The organism is Novosphingobium aquae (genome assembly GCF_037572715.1).
Lineage (GTDB): Bacteria > Pseudomonadota > Alphaproteobacteria > Sphingomonadales > Sphingomonadaceae > Novosphingobium > Novosphingobium aquae.
The window spans coordinates 303,663-317,306 of record NZ_JBBHJY010000004.1; the positions used below are offsets into that span (position 1 = coordinate 303,663).

At 63.6% G+C, this 13,644-nt stretch carries 12 protein-coding genes and 1 pseudogene; 7 read left to right on the top strand and 6 right to left on the bottom strand.

Features of this window, described 5'->3' with window-relative positions:
• Positions 1–118: 118 nt before the first annotated feature.
• On the bottom strand, positions 119–994 hold the full coding sequence (galU, locus tag WG900_RS10610; protein ID WP_339966948.1) for a UTP--glucose-1-phosphate uridylyltransferase GalU: 876 nt from the start codon (positions 992–994) through the stop codon (positions 119–121).
• Positions 995–1,074: 80 nt separating this feature from the next.
• Between galU and murA the strand changes: the two genes are divergently transcribed.
• Positions 1,075–2,358: a UDP-N-acetylglucosamine 1-carboxyvinyltransferase gene (gene murA / locus WG900_RS10615; RefSeq protein WP_339966949.1), complete on the top strand. Its 1,284-nt coding sequence runs from the start codon at positions 1,075–1,077 to the stop codon at positions 2,356–2,358.
• Between the two features lie 86 nt (positions 2,359–2,444).
• Entirely contained in the window at positions 2,445–2,702 is a 258-nt protein-coding gene (locus WG900_RS10620) for a hypothetical protein (protein ID WP_339966951.1), read from the top strand.
• On the opposite strand, the gene WG900_RS10625 is transcribed toward WG900_RS10620, so the two are convergent.
• Positions 2,695–3,513 (bottom strand): phytanoyl-CoA dioxygenase family protein, encoded by an 819-nt coding sequence (locus tag WG900_RS10625; RefSeq protein WP_339966952.1) that lies wholly within the window; start codon positions 3,511–3,513, stop codon positions 2,695–2,697. The genes WG900_RS10620 and WG900_RS10625 overlap by 8 nt on opposite strands.
• A 221-nt stretch (positions 3,514–3,734) precedes the next feature.
• Between WG900_RS10625 and chrA the strand changes: the two genes are divergently transcribed.
• On the top strand, positions 3,735–5,006 hold the full coding sequence (chrA, locus tag WG900_RS10630; RefSeq protein WP_339966953.1) for a chromate efflux transporter: 1,272 nt from the start codon (positions 3,735–3,737) through the stop codon (positions 5,004–5,006).
• Here chrA and WG900_RS10635 read toward each other — a convergent pair.
• The 3 genes from WG900_RS10635 to WG900_RS10645 all read right to left on the bottom strand — a co-directional run bounded on the left by WG900_RS10635 (position 4,986) and on the right by WG900_RS10645 (position 7,031).
• Positions 4,986–5,222, bottom strand: coding sequence for a ribbon-helix-helix domain-containing protein (locus tag WG900_RS10635; protein ID WP_339966954.1), 237 nt, complete (start codon positions 5,220–5,222; stop codon positions 4,986–4,988). The genes chrA and WG900_RS10635 overlap by 21 nt on opposite strands.
• Positions 5,223–5,423: 201 nt before the next feature.
• Positions 5,424–6,146 (bottom strand): acetoacetyl-CoA reductase, encoded by a 723-nt coding sequence (gene phbB, locus WG900_RS10640; RefSeq protein ID WP_339966956.1) that lies wholly within the window; start codon positions 6,144–6,146, stop codon positions 5,424–5,426.
• 138 nt (positions 6,147–6,284) lie between these two features.
• Positions 6,285–7,031, bottom strand: a complete 747-nt coding sequence (locus tag WG900_RS10645; protein WP_339966958.1) for a hypothetical protein — start codon at positions 7,029–7,031, stop codon at positions 6,285–6,287.
• A 342-nt stretch (positions 7,032–7,373) separates the two neighbouring features.
• Between WG900_RS10645 and WG900_RS10650 the strand changes: the two genes are divergently transcribed.
• From WG900_RS10650 to holA, 4 genes are all read left to right on the top strand, one after another.
• On the top strand, positions 7,374–7,799 hold the full coding sequence (locus WG900_RS10650) for a DUF3576 domain-containing protein (protein ID WP_417597567.1): 426 nt from the start codon (positions 7,374–7,376) through the stop codon (positions 7,797–7,799).
• 195 nt (positions 7,800–7,994) lie between these two features.
• Positions 7,995–10,526, top strand: a complete 2,532-nt coding sequence (gene leuS, locus WG900_RS10655) for a leucine--tRNA ligase (protein ID WP_339966962.1) — start codon at positions 7,995–7,997, stop codon at positions 10,524–10,526.
• A gap of 5 nt (positions 10,527–10,531) precedes the next feature.
• The gene (gene lptE, locus WG900_RS10660) at positions 10,532–11,032 is read left to right on the top strand and encodes an LPS assembly lipoprotein LptE (protein WP_417597552.1); all 501 of its coding nucleotides are present in this window, start codon (positions 10,532–10,534) and stop codon (positions 11,030–11,032) included.
• A complete protein-coding gene (gene holA, locus WG900_RS10665) occupies positions 11,029–12,060 on the top strand; it encodes a DNA polymerase III subunit delta (protein ID WP_339966966.1) in 1,032 nt (343 codons plus the stop codon). Before lptE ends, holA begins: the two co-directional genes overlap by 4 nt.
• Before the next feature lie 376 nt (positions 12,061–12,436).
• Here the strand turns inward: holA and WG900_RS10670 are convergent.
• Positions 12,437–12,543, bottom strand: a pseudogene (locus WG900_RS10670) (integrase core domain-containing protein); the annotation flags it as partial.
• Between the last annotated feature and the right edge of the window lie 1,101 nt (positions 12,544–13,644).

A 13,644-nucleotide genomic window follows, 5' to 3' on the forward strand; every position in this document is an offset into this window, starting at 1 on the left:
CCGACCGCGCAAAGCGCGGCAGCGAACAGGTGCTTTGGGAGAGGTGCCAGGAAAAGGGCGGTGCGAACCGCCCTTTTCTGTATTTGGAGCTAGCGAAAGCTCAGACCCCAGCCGGGGGTTAGCAGCCCAGCAGCCGCTGTACGATGGCGCGCACTTCGTCGGCCATGTCTTCGCGTTCCAGCGCCAGCGTCAGCGTCGCCTCGACAAAGCCTGTCTTGGATCCGCAATCGAATCGGCGGCCATCAAAGGTCACCGCGTGGAACGCCTGCTGGCCGATGATCTGCGCCATGGCGTCGGTCAGCTGAATTTCCCCGCCTGCACCCGTCTGCTGGCTTTCGAGCACACGCATGACTTCGGGCTGGAGGATATAACGGCCCGAAATGATCAGGTTCGAAGGCGCATCCTTGCGCTTGGGCTTCTCGACCAGGCCCAGCACCTCGGTCAGCTTGCCGTCGCGCTTTCCGGGGGTGATGACGCCGTAGCTTGACACCTCTTCTTCGGGAACTTCGAGCACCGAGATGATGTTGCCGCCAACCCGGTCATAGGCCTCGACCATTTGCTTCATGCAACCCGGTTTCCCGATCATCAGTTCATCGGGCAGGAATACCGCGAAAGGTTCATCACCGACGATGGCCCGGGCGCACCAGATTGCGTGGCCCAGTCCAAGTGGCACCTGCTGCCGCACGGCGACGAGATTGCCTGGTTCCAGCCTTGTCGGCTCAAGGATGTCGAGCGCCCACTGCTTGCCCTCAAGCGCGGTGACAAGATCAGATGCCGCGTCGAAATGATCGATCAAAGCGGTCTTGCCGCGCCCGGTGACGAAGATCATCTGCTCGATCCCGGCCTCGCGCGCCTCGTCAACGGCGTACTGGATCAAGGGCCGGTCGATGATCGGCAGCATTTCCTTGGGGATTGCCTTGGTGGCAGGCAGGAAGCGGGTGCCCCGGCCCGCGACGGGAAAAACGGCTTTGCGAATAGGCTTTTGCGACGGCATGTCGCGGGGAATCGCAGGCCCGTGCGGCCCCGTCAACCTTGTTACTTGCCCGCGCCACTTTTGCAGCTAAACCGCCTTTTATGGACAAGATCATTATCGAAGGCGGCAAGCGCCTCTCCGGCACGGTGCCTATCTCGGGCGCCAAGAATTCCGCGCTCACCCTGCTGCCTTGTGCGCTGCTTACCGACGAACCGCTGACCCTGCGCAACCTGCCGCGCCTCGCGGATATCGACGGGTTCCAGCACCTGATGAACCAGTTCGGCATTTCAACGACGATTGCCGGCAGCCGCCCCGAAGATTTCGGCCGCGTGATGACGCTAGAGGCGACGCGGATCACCACCACGGTCGCGCCTTACGAACTGGTCCGCAAGATGCGCGCCTCGATCCTCGTGCTCGGCCCGATGCTGGCGCGCATGGGTGAGGCAACCGTGTCGCTGCCCGGTGGCTGTGCCATCGGCAACCGCCCAATCGACCTGCACCTGAAAGTGCTGGAAGCTCTGGGCGCTCGTATCGAACTGGCGGCGGGCTATGTAAAAGCGTCAGCCCCTGACGGCGGCCTTCCCGGCGGACGCTATTCGTTCCCGGTGGTTTCGGTCGGCGCGACCGAGAACGCGCTGATGACGGCAGTGCTGTGCAACGGCAAGTCAACCTTGCACAACGCCGCGCGCGAGCCGGAAATTGTCGACCTGTGCAAGCTGCTCGTCGCCATGGGCGCGCAGATCGAAGGCATCGGCACCAGCGACCTGACGATCCACGGCGTTCCCCGTCTCCACGGCGCCACTTATCGCGTCATGTCTGACCGGATCGAGGCCGGCTCCTATGCCTGTGCAGCCGCGATCACCGGCGGCGAAGTGACGCTCAAGCACGCTGTGATCGAGGAAATGGACGCCACCGTTCAGGCGCTGCGCGATGCCGGCGTGTCGGTCGAAAAGGTGCCCGATGGAATCCACGTGGCCGCCGATGGCCCGCTCAAGGCAATCACGCTGTCAACTGCACCTTACCCCGGCTTTGCTACGGACATGCAGGCGCAGTTCATGGCCATGCTGTGCCTTGCCGAGGGCAGTTCGGTGCTGACCGAGACGATCTTTGAAAACCGCTACATGCACGTGCCCGAACTGAACCGCATGGGCGCGCATATCGAGACCAAGGGCCGCACTGCCGTGGTCCACGGGGTGAGCAAGCTGACCGGCGCCGAAGTCATGGCGACCGACCTGCGCGCCTCGATGAGCCTCGTCATCGCTGGCCTTGCCGCCGAAGGCCAGACGCAGGTCCACCGACTTTACCACCTCGATCGCGGCTATGAGCGGCTTGAGGAAAAGCTCGCCCTGCTCGGCGCGCAGATCGAGCGTGTCGGCGGAGAATAACTGCCACTGCGCAACCTATCGGTCGCTCCGGTGTTGACTGTCATACGACCCTTTCGGGTTGACAGTCTTTTCAGGAGGAGCGGCACATGGCCCTGTTCAAGCTCGCGATGGCAGCAGCCACCGGTTACGCAATATATGGAATGGCCAAGGCGGGGCGCAGGCGCGCTGCCCGGGCCCAACCCGCAGCCTTTGCAGAAGGAGAGGCAACCCCCGGCTTCGCGCCGGTTCGCAACGCCGGACCCGATGCCATGGCAAGCGATCTGCCCAAATGGGGCAAGGTCGACGAGGCAAGCGATGAAAGCTTTCCGGCGAGCGATCCGCCGAGCAGCAACCGGTTCACCTGAGCCGGATCAGTCGATCAGTTCGGCCCGCAGCAGCCGTTGTCGGCCTTTCTCCTCCATGCGAGCCACAGATGCGCGGGAGGCGACGACCTTGCTGTTCCTTGCGTAAGTTCTCGTAATCGATGCAGAACGGTCTGCAGACTGCGGCACAGACCATCGCGCGTACCTGATCAGCGGTGTTCTGTTCGGCGCGGTGGACCATGCGGAAGTTCCAGGGGCAGCACGAGCCTGCGAGCTGGTCGGCGCTGATGAACAGGTCCGGGTCCTTGAGAATCTCGAACTCGCGCTGTGATCGCGGGATGAAGGCGGTGCGGCCGATCGCTGCGTCGAAGTCCATGAGCGCAAAGGCGACCGTCAGCGCGACCGGCGGCAGGATCTTGTCAATGCCGGTGCCGCCGAACAGCCAGTTGCCGTCACGGTGCACGCGCAGGTCGACGGCATGGGGCCGGGCGATCACAACGCCGATCGATTCGAACAACCAGGTATCGCCAAGGACCGTGTCGAGCACGCCGGTCAGCGCCGGATCGAACAGCAGTTCCTCGACATCGAAGGGCGCGGCGACCGGCAGCGGAAAAGCGAAGCGCTGATCGCCCACGGAGATGTGATCGTCGGGTTCAGCGCCGGTGCCGAGCGTCTCTGGGAAAGGTTCAGCCAGCTGGGCAGGCAGCCGCGCCATGCGCTCGGGCGCGGCGAGGCCATCGATGAAGGCCACCCCATCGCGGTGCATACCGGACAGGACCGTTTCCGGTTCATCCCGCGGCGCGCGGGTAATGCCGGTGCCGGTCAGGCTGGCAGGGGCGGAAGTACCAGTCATGAAGGGTCTAGACGTAATGCAGCAGGCGGCGAGCCGCTGGTATCCATGCGTGCTGGCCAAGGCTATTGTCAAACCCATGGCCGCAAGGCTAGGAACCGGCCATGCGGGGCAGTGCAACCTCCCGCAAAGCCCTCGGCTTTTTGGCGTTCCCGCCCAAGCGTTGTGGATGTGATCGGGTGCCCGCTGGCTGTATTTTGTCCGGGGCGCCGATGGGAACGCGCATGACTGACAGCAAGCCCGAATTCGATGAACTCGTCCGCACCTTTGCCCGGATCGGCTGCCTGTCGTTCGGCGGGCCGGCGGGGCAGATCGCGCTGATGCACCGCGAGATTGTCGAGGAGCGCGGCTGGGTCGACGAAGGCGCTTACCTGCGCGCGCTCAACCTGTGCCATCTGCTGCCGGGGCCAGAGGCGCAGCAGCTCGCCACGTGGATCGGTTGGAAGCTGCACGGCGTGCGCGGCGGGCTGGCGGCAGGGGTGCTGTTCGTGGTTCCCGGCGCTCTGGTGATGCTTCTATTGTCGATGTTCTACGTCGCGCTTTCGGGGGCGAGCTGGTTCGATCCGCTATTCCTGGGCATCAAGGCGGCAGTGCTGGCCATCGTCGTGCAAGCCGTGGCGCGCATCGCCAGGCGCGCACTGGGCACCCAGTTCAAGGTCGGGCTCGCCGCCGCCAGCTTCGTTGCGCTGGCCGCTCTGGGGGCGCCGTTTCCGCTAGTGATTCTGGCAGCCGGCGTGATCGGCGCAGTTGCGGGTGCAGTCCGGCCTGGCCTGTTGGATGCCCATGCTTATGAAAGCACCGAACCGATGGTTCCGCGCGGCGAACTGCTGCGCGAAACGGCGGTTACGATGGTCACGTGGATTGGCCTCTGGGCCTTGCCGATGGTGATGATCGCGCTGACTCTCGGCACTGACCACGTGCTGTGGCAGATCGGCGCGTTCTTCTCCAAGCTGGCCGTAGCGACCTTTGGTGGCGCCTATGCCGTGCTCAGCTGGATGGCGCAGGCAGCGGTCGAACAGTATGTCTGGTTGACCCCGGGCGAAATGGCCGACGGGCTGGGATTGGCCGAGACGACGCCCGGGCCGCTGATTTTGGTGACCCAGCATGTCGGCTTTCTTGCCGCGTTGCGGGCACCCGATCCGTTCAACCCGCTGTTCGCCGCGTTGCTTGGTGCCACACTCACGACCTGGGTCACCTTCCTGCCATGCTTCCTGTGGATCTTCACTTTCGCGCCGTGGATGGCGACAATCGAACGGGTCGCCACGCTTCAGGCCGCGCTGTCCGCGATAACGGCAGCGGTGGTCGGTGTGATCGCCAACCTTGCGGTGTGGTTCACACTCTATGTCTTGTTCGAGAAAGCGGACCTGCTGCTGTTCAACTGGCGGGCCGGCCTGATCGCGGTGCTGGCCGCGCTGCTGCTGTTCCGCTTCAAGCGTTCGGTGTTCGAAGTGCTAGCGGTATCTGCCGCGGCAGGACTACTTTTCGGTCAGGTTTGATACCAGCCACAACCGTATCGCTCCCGCCAGCCCCGGCGGCACTTCGGCAGCCATCCGCTCGACATCGATGCGCGCAACCAGCGCGTTTATCGGCACCCCTTCTGCCTCGGCCGCCTGCCTCAGCATGTCCCAGAACAGCGGTTCTAGGCTGATCGAGGTCTTGTGCCCGGCGATTTCGACCGAGCGTTTGACCGGGGGGTGGAAGGGGAAGGTCATCGGCCGCCTTCTAGCCGGGTAGGCGATACTTTCCTACATGCGGCGAGCGATGGCATTGCAGCGGCACGGCTCTTTGAAATCGTCAGGTCCTTCGCCGTGCATCGCTGGCCGGACACAGTGCCCGAAGTTTCCTTCAGGACTGTGTCCAGTGTGTCCACCGATGTCACCTTTGCCAGCGAGCCTGCGCCCGCCAGACGGTGATCAATACATGTGCTGGCCGCCGTTGATGCTCATTGTCGAGCCGGTGACAAAGCCTGCATTGTCCGAGCAGAGGAAGGCCACGCCGCGCGCAATTTCGCTGGCTTGGCCAAGCCGGCCAACCGGGATCTTGGCGACAATCTTTTCCAGCACGGGTGCCGGTACGGCGGCGACCATGTCGGTATCAATGTAGCCAGGCGCGATGGCGTTGACGGTGACGCCGAATTTCGCGCCTTCCTGCGCCAACGCCTTGGTAAAGCCGTGGATGCCCGATTTGGCGGCGGCATAGTTCACCTGGCCGTACTGGCCGGCCTGGCCGTTGATCGAGCCGATATTGACGATCCGGCCCCAGCCACGCTCGCGCATACCGGGGAAAGTGGCCTTGGCCATGTTGAAGCAGCCGCCGAGGTTGATGCGCATGACATCGTTCCAGTCCTCAAAGCTCATCTTGTGGAGCACGCCGTCGCGAGTCACGCCGGCATTGTTGACCACTACGTCGATCGGGCCAACCTCGGCCGCAACTTTGGCGCAGCCGTCGATACAAGCCTGATGGTCGCCGACGTCCCACTTGTAGGACACAATCCCTGTGTCAGCGGTGAATTGCGCGGCCGCAGCATCGTTGCCGCCGTAATTCGCCACGACAGTGAACCCCATTTCCTTGAGCGCCAGGCTGATCGCCTGTCCGATCCCGCGGGTGCCGCCGGTTACGATCGCAACTTTGCCCATGTCTGCGCTGTCCTTATGCCTAGAGGTCCTCTCCTCAGGCGCCAAGTTAGGCGGGTCGGCGCGCGGCGGCAAGCGGCTGCGTTACAGGCTTTGCAGGAAAATTTTCGAGGTAAGTGGGCGATCGCCCCGCCGATGGGGTCAGAAGCGGAACTGGGTTCCGACATAGACGGCCTGACTGTCCTGCCGGCCATCGGTGAGCGGCACCAGCCGGTCACGTTCCTGCGAATAGCGCACACCGGCAGTGAAATTCAGGTTCTTGCCGAGACGATACGAGCCGCCAAGGTCGACCAGCGCTTCGCCATTGCCGCCGAAAGTGCGCGGCGCGCGGCCGGCATTCTCGCGGTTATCGAGCGTGATGCGCGGGGCAAAGCGCGAAGGGGCTTCCTTGACCCCGGAGCTCAGCGAGAAGCTGGTCAAGGCCGGATCGTCACCATGGCGCGCGTCCTTGGGCAGGGTAAAGCCCTGATAGCCGCGCGAAACGCCGAGGTTGTAGGCGGTCGGCGCGATGCCGAGCGGGCCAAGCTTGCCGCCGGCATCGCCCAGCGGGCCGCGCACATTGACCGCGCGGGCCGTGGTGGCATCGACGCGGACGGCAACGGTGATCGAACGGTCGGGCCGGCCGGCAAGGCCAGCAGGCGTAAAGCGGAAGACCTGACCTTGCGGCAGGCTGGACAGGCTAATCTGCCGGGCCAGAGCCGGATCGACCGAAGCCGGGATGATCGTCCCCATCGCCGCGCGCTCGTTCAGCGGAACGTTGCGCGGTTCGTAATTGCTGGAAAAGGCGAGCACGGCGCTGGGCAGGGCGAGAAGGCCCACGGCGCTGGCAATCAGCACTGCCGGGGAAAGCCCCGAAAAGCGTGCCTCTATATCCTTTGCCTTGATCATGGCTTGGCTGATCTACCTCCCGGCACCTGAACCTGCCCCTAATGGGACTCGGCAGGCGCAGCCGCATTTTGCGCCTGATTCGCGGGCAATCCAAGCGAATTCGCCGGCACCCGCATTTGCCTCTGGCCAGAGCTTGCTCTTGCCATAGGAGTCCGCATCCCGTTCACTTGGCGTTCAAGCCGCGTGCCGCCTTGGTGAGACGCGCGCCGCATCAAAGCTTGCCGCGCGCGGCCTCGCGGTTATAGAGGCGAAACGCGCGGAAGGCCGATGGCATGGCGCAATCATTTTGACGGGAACCGAGTTACGATGACTGGCACTGCTTCAAGCCGCAAGACCAAGACTATGATGGCAAAGGCCGGCCTCGTGCTGATGCTCGCGCTCTCGGTAACCGCCTGCGGCAAGAACAGTCGTCCCAAGGCAGATCTTGCCGCCAGCAAGGTCACCACGATCGGCGTAAATTCCTACCTGTGGCGCGCCAGCCTTGACACGCTGTCGTTCATGCCGCTGGTCCAGACGGACAGCAACGGCGGCGTGATCGTTACCGATTGGTACGCCAACCCGCGCAACCCGGGTGAACGCGTCAAGGTGACCGTCACAATCCTCGATCAGGATCTGCGCGCCGATGCCCTGCGCGTCGCCACCAGCCGCCAGATCTCGCAGGCCGGCAACTGGGTCGATGCCCCGGTCCAGGCGGCCACTGTTCAGAAGCTTGAGGACATCATCCTTACCCGGGCACGTGATCTGCGGCGCTCTGCCGTCACCAACTAAACCGACCCAGTTAGCGCGGAGCGCAGCGCTACATCGTTGACCTGCAGTCGCCTTCGGTTCGGCAAGCTCAGGATGGGCGGATGTTTGCGTTGAAACCTATGCAAAAGGCAGCAATAGACCAAGCCCGCTCACCCTGAGCCTGTCGAAGGATGCTGCGCAACCTATGACCCGGCTGAAACCCTTCGAGACCTGCCCATGACAACCGAACGCTTCGATCCAGCAACTGCCGACGGGCGCTGGCAACGCATTTGGGACGAGCAGCAGACCTTCAAAGCTGACGACGCGAGCGCCAAGCCTCGCAGTTACGTGCTCGAGATGTTCCCGTACCCCTCGGGCCGCATTCACATCGGCCACGTGCGCAATTACACGATGGGTGACGTGCTCGCCCGCGCCAAGCGGATGCAGGGCTTTGAAGTGCTCCACCCGATGGGCTGGGACGCCTTCGGCATGCCGGCGGAAAACGCGGCGATGGAAAAGGGCGTCCACCCCGGCGGCTGGACGCGCGACAATATCGCCAACATGAAAGCGCAGCTAAAGCGCCTCGGCTTCGCGCTCGACTGGAGCCGTGAACTGGCGACCTGCGAGCCGGAATATTACGGCCATGAACAGGCGCTGTTCCTTGACCTCTATGAGGCTGGCCTCGTCTACCGCAAGGAATCGGCGGTCAACTGGGACCCGGTCGACATGACCGTGCTGGCCAACGAACAGGTGATCGACGGGCGCGGCTGGCGTTCGGGCGCGCTGGTCGAAAAGCGCAAGCTCAACCAGTGGTTCCTCAAGATCACCCAGTTTGCCGATGACCTGCTCGACGGTCTCGACGGTCTGGAGACCTGGCCCGAGAAGGTTCGCACCATGCAGGCGAACTGGATCGGCAAGAGCCAGGGCCTGCGCGCCACGTTCAGCTTTGTCGATTCGGCGGACGGGATCGAGGTGTTCACCACCCGGCCCGACACGATGTTCGGCGCGAGCTTCGTTGCCATCGCTGCTGATCACCCCGTGGCGCAGCAGATGGCGCAAACCGTGCCCGAGCTTGCCGAGTTCATCGCGGAATGCAAGCGTGGCGGCACCACGGCGGCGGAACTGGAAACGGCGGAAAAGCTGGGCTTCAACACCGGGCTTTCGGTCGAACATCCACTCAAGAAATCATGGCACCTGCCGGTCTATGTCGCGAACTTCGTGCTGATGGACTATGGCACCGGCGCGGTCTTCGGCTGCCCGGCACATGACCAGCGTGACCTCGATTTCGCGCGCAAGTATGAACTGCCGGTCAGCCGCGTCGTCGCCGATGGCGATGAAACCGGCGAGGCCTTCGACGGTGACGAGGCCTATACCGCCCCGGGCCGCATCGTGAATTCCGAATGGCTGGACGGCATGACCATTACCGATGCCAAGGCAGCGGTGATTGCCAAGGCCGTCCATGATGGCTGGGGCGAGGCCGAGACGCAGTACCGCCTGCGCGATTGGGGCGTCAGCCGCCAGCGCTATTGGGGCACGCCGATCCCCTTCATCCACTGTGAAGTCTGCGGCGTGGTGCCGGTGCCCAAGAAGGACCTGCCCGTCGTCCTGCCCGAAGACGTTACCTTTGATGTTCCCGGCAATCCCCTGTTGCGCCATCCCACTTGGAAGCATGTTGGCTGCCCGAAATGCGGCGCGCCGGCTACACGCGAAACCGATACGCTTGACACTTTCGTCGACAGCTCGTGGTACTTCCTGCGCTTCGCCAGCCAGCCGGGCGACAAGCCGTTCGACCCTCAAGTCGTCAAACAGTGGCTGCCGGTGGAACAGTACATCGGCGGGATCGAACACGCGATCCTCCACCTGCTCTACGCCCGCTTCTGGACCCGCGCGCTGGCGCACATCGGCAAGCTCGATTTCGCCGAGCCGTTTGCCAGCCTGTTCACTCAGGGCATGGTAACGCACGAGACGTACAGCCGCACCGATCCCGCGAACGGCCAGCCGGTCTATTTCAGCCCGGCCGAAGTCGATCGCGGTGGGGAAAGTGCGGCGCTGATAGCAGACGGCGCGCCGGTGGAGATCGGCCGCGTCATCAAGATGTCGAAGTCCAAGAAGAACGTGGTCGATCCAGATGACATCATTGCCCAGTACGGCGCGGACGCAGTGCGCTGGTTCATGCTCTCGGATTCGCCGCCGGAACGCGACCTGCCGTGGTCCGAAGCCGGAATCGAGGGCTGCGCTCGCTTCGTCCAGCGCCTGTGGCGGCTGTTCGGCCAGTATGATGCTGCAGCGACAGGAGAGGACAAGGCCCTCGATCGCAAGATGCACCAGACCGTGCACGCCGCCGCGCAGGACATTGCCTCGCTCGGTTTCAACAAGGCCGTGGCGCGGATTTACGAACTGACCGCCGTGACCGAAAAGGCCGCGCCCTCGGCCAGTCGTTCGGCCGCGATTCGGACATTGCTGCTGCTGGTCGCCCCGATGATGCCGCACCTCGCCGAAGAGGCATGGACGGGAATCGGTGGAGAAGGACTAGTATCAGATGCCGCGTGGCCTGCGGTCGATCCGGCCCTGCTGGTCGAGGACGAAGTGACCATCGCCATTCAGGTGCTGGGCAAGCTGCGCGATACCATGACCGTCGCCAAGGGGCTGCCCAAAGAGGAAGTCGAGGCGCTTGCGCTCGCATCCGAGAAGGTCCAGCGTGCGCTCGATGGCAAGGCTGTGAAGAAGGTGATCGTGGTGCCCGACCGTCTGGTGAACCTCGTCGCATGACGCGCATGGCACTCCTCGTGCTTGGCGCGGCGCTCGCGCTTTCGGGCTGCGGGCTCACGCCGATGTACGCCAGCGGTGGTTCGGGCGCGGTGGCGCAGGGCCTTGCCGCAATCTACGTTCCACCGATTGAGGGGCGCGCCGGCTGGCTGATGCGCAATGCGCTCAATGACCGGCTTGGCGCAGCAGGCACGGGAGGCGCTGCGCGCTACCGGCTCGACGTGCGTCTGGATGATAAGCTCGAAGGCCTTGGCTTGCTGTCGGACGATACCATCGGCCGCGAACGCCGCACCCTGCGCACACGCTATCAACTGGTCGATCTCGCCTCAGGCGCGATTGTCATGGACGCGACCGCCGGGGCGGATGCGGGCATCGACGTCGTCAGCTCCGAATATGCGACCATCGCTGCGGAGAACAAGGCGCTCGAAAACCTTGCGGAAGAAGTCGCTAGCCGCATGGTGACGCAGATTGCCCTGCAGCTGCGCAAGGGCGCGGCAGCGGGCAAGTGAAAGCCAGCCAGCGCGATTTCAACACGGTCGCCCCCAAGGCGGCGGCACAAGCGCGCACCTTCTTTTTCTGCGGCCCTGACGAGGCCGGGGCGCAGGACGCCGCCTTCCGCATCGCCGGTCTGCTGGGCGATATTGGCGAACGCGTCGAGATGACCGGAGCCGAACTCAAAAAGGATCCGGTGCGGCTGGGTGACGAAGCGCGCTCGACCTCGCTGTTCGGTGACAAGCGCCACATCTGGGTCCGCGTGCAGGGCGACGAGGCGACCGAGGCGGTCGAAATCCACGTGTCGAGTACGGTCGAGGCCTGCCCGGTGCTGATCGTCGCTACCGGCGCGACGGACAAGGGCCGTACCGCCAAGCTGCTGGCCGACCGCAAGGATGCCTTGGTTGCGATGTTCTGGCCGCCTGACCTGAGGTCGGTTGCGGGATCGGTGCGCGACATGGCCAGCGCCGCCGGGCTGCGGATCGACGGCGCGATTGCCGACCGCATCGCGCGCGCCTCGGGCCTCGATACCCGGCTGGCGCAAAGCGAGATCAACAAGCTAGCCCTGTTTCTCGACGCGGCCCAGGAGCACCCACGCACCGCCGATGCTGCCGCGCTCGATGCGATCGGCGCGGCGACTGGCGATGATGGCATGATGCCGATCGTCAACACCGTGCTCGCCGGTGAGGTTGCCAAGTTGCCGGGCGAACTGCGCCGCATTCGCGAGATGAACATCAACCCCGTCGGCCTGCTGCTGCAGTTTGAGCGCCGCGCCGCCCAGCTCGCCCAGCTAGCGGCGAAGTTGGGGCCGCACGGTGACGTGCGGGGGCTGATCGAGTCGGAAAAGGCGGCACGCCGAATCTTCTGGAAAGACGAGCGCGACTTGCAGGCCCAACTGATGCGCTGGCGCGGCAAGCGGCTGCAGCGGCTGGTCGACCGGCTGGCGAACCTGCACCGTGCGCTTTTGGCGAACAGCCAGTCGGCGGAATTGCTGCTGGCGCAGGAACTGGCGGAAATCGCGCGATTTGCCGCTCACAAGCATTGAACCAAAGAGTGCCCTAAAGCGGCACTCGGTACTGGACACGCGAGCGGGTCACGGCACTGCGATCACATCACCGGATCCCTGTCTTTCGCACCAGCGCTGACGGCGAAGCGCCGTGGCTCAACCTGAGCCAAGCTGCGCGTCAAATCGGCGTGGCCCCGAAGACCCCCCGGATCGCCGCCGAAGCCGGGGAGATCGAAGGCATCCACCCGCTGCCAGAAGGACCATGGATATTCAGCCGGGAAGAACTTTGTAGAACTGCGGCCCGTCAACTCGTAAACCGTGCTCGGCAAAACCCAAAATACCCCACGGGATCGCATCCCAATCAGCAAAGCCTATTTTCTTCAACAACATAGACAGGTGGGTGTTATGAAGCATGATTGTAGTATCTGCGCCACTCCTCCAACTTTTCGCGGTCAGGAACCAGTGGGCGTTCAGGCATTCCGCCCGGAACTTCCCGTTGAAGGACTGGATGTAGGCATTATCCGGCATGATGTAGCCGGTGCCCCAGTTCCCCGACTCAAGTGGATCGTGTAGGTTCAAGTGATCCGGGCCTCGGGGCACCGGGAGCACGCAAGTGCGGGCAGGCCGTCGCACTGACATGAACTGCGAGTGCTAGGTCGTTATCTGGCCGCCTAGTATTGGTATGCCGCCTACGATTCCGCCGCGAGCGTCCCATGAAACCGTTACACGCCCCAGGTTACCGTGTGAACCTTGCCCAGCTTGCGGCGGCCACTGATGGTCCGTTCTGGATGAAGGTGACGCAGGCGCCCACCGGCTGCGCTAACCCTCGTCCAACTTCGGAGCGTTCGTACAATGGGTACCGAAAGGAAGGGTGTGCCGGAAGGATGGTCGTCCGGCAACAAGACCGGCAAGCCTTGGTGTAAGCCACGGGTCGTACGCCTGCTCCCCGGGACCACTGAGTTCGAGCGAGCGCGTCAGGCGCTGCTGGGACGGGAGGACTCCTAACCTCCCGTCCCTCCTCTAGGCGCAGCCCCTAGCCTACGCATGACATAGCCCAACTGGTGCGGCTGACCCACCGCCTCACCCTGCCACAAGGGAAGCCCAGCTCTCCCAGATGACCATACGGCGCTCAATTCCCCGCCCCCAAACCAAGCCAGCAAACGCTTCCCATTTTCGCCCCGGCCTTCCGCGTGTGCACCGGCTGAATGGCTGGAAGTCTGAAGTGCGGCCAGATGGCCGCGCTGGAGACCTCCATGTCGTTCGTTTTTGCTATAGCCTAAGACAGCGGCTGAAATGCTCGTTCAAGATGCTGGGTTCGCTGACATAGCAGCTTTCAGAGGCATCGGCGGGACTTCCAAAAGATGCCTTTCGTCCGTGCTTCGCGAGACTTGAAAGGGGGCCGACAAACGGCCCTCTGGTTTACATCCCGAGTGTCAAGAGAGTCCTGCGGCTGTCACTCAGGAATCCGGACTCCCAATTTTGATGGTGATCGCCCACGGTGACTGCTCACAATCAGGAAATTTTCGGGGAGGCAGCGCGGAGAAAGGACTATTTGCGAAAAGCGACCTGTCTGGCCTGGAACGAGTGGCGCCGAGCAGTTTACAATTAACGAAATTTTGTAAC

Bases quoted from the DNA above. Each gene is read 5' to 3' on its own strand.
- WG900_RS10635 (WP_339966954.1), bottom strand. From the start codon at position 5,222: ATGACCTTCCCCTTCCACCCCCCGGTCAAACGCTCGGTCGAAATCGCC.
- leuS (WP_339966962.1), top strand. From the start codon at position 7,995: ATGACAACCGAACGCTTCGATCCAGCAACTGCCGACGGGCGCTGGCAA.
- WG900_RS10625 (WP_339966952.1), bottom strand. From the start codon at position 3,513: ATGACTGGTACTTCCGCCCCTGCCAGCCTGACCGGCACCGGCATTACC.
- galU (WP_339966948.1), bottom strand. From the start codon at position 994: ATGCCGTCGCAAAAGCCTATTCGCAAAGCCGTTTTTCCCGTCGCGGGC.
- chrA (WP_339966953.1), top strand. From the start codon at position 3,735: ATGACTGACAGCAAGCCCGAATTCGATGAACTCGTCCGCACCTTTGCC.
- WG900_RS10645 (WP_339966958.1), bottom strand. From the start codon at position 7,031: ATGATCAAGGCAAAGGATATAGAGGCACGCTTTTCGGGGCTTTCCCCG.
- WG900_RS10650 (WP_417597567.1), top strand. From the start codon at position 7,374: ATGATGGCAAAGGCCGGCCTCGTGCTGATGCTCGCGCTCTCGGTAACC.
- phbB (WP_339966956.1), bottom strand. From the start codon at position 6,146: ATGGGCAAAGTTGCGATCGTAACCGGCGGCACCCGCGGGATCGGACAG.
- lptE (WP_417597552.1), top strand. From the start codon at position 10,532: ATGGCACTCCTCGTGCTTGGCGCGGCGCTCGCGCTTTCGGGCTGCGGG.
- WG900_RS10620 (WP_339966951.1), top strand. From the start codon at position 2,445: ATGGCCCTGTTCAAGCTCGCGATGGCAGCAGCCACCGGTTACGCAATA.
- murA (WP_339966949.1), top strand. From the start codon at position 1,075: ATGGACAAGATCATTATCGAAGGCGGCAAGCGCCTCTCCGGCACGGTG.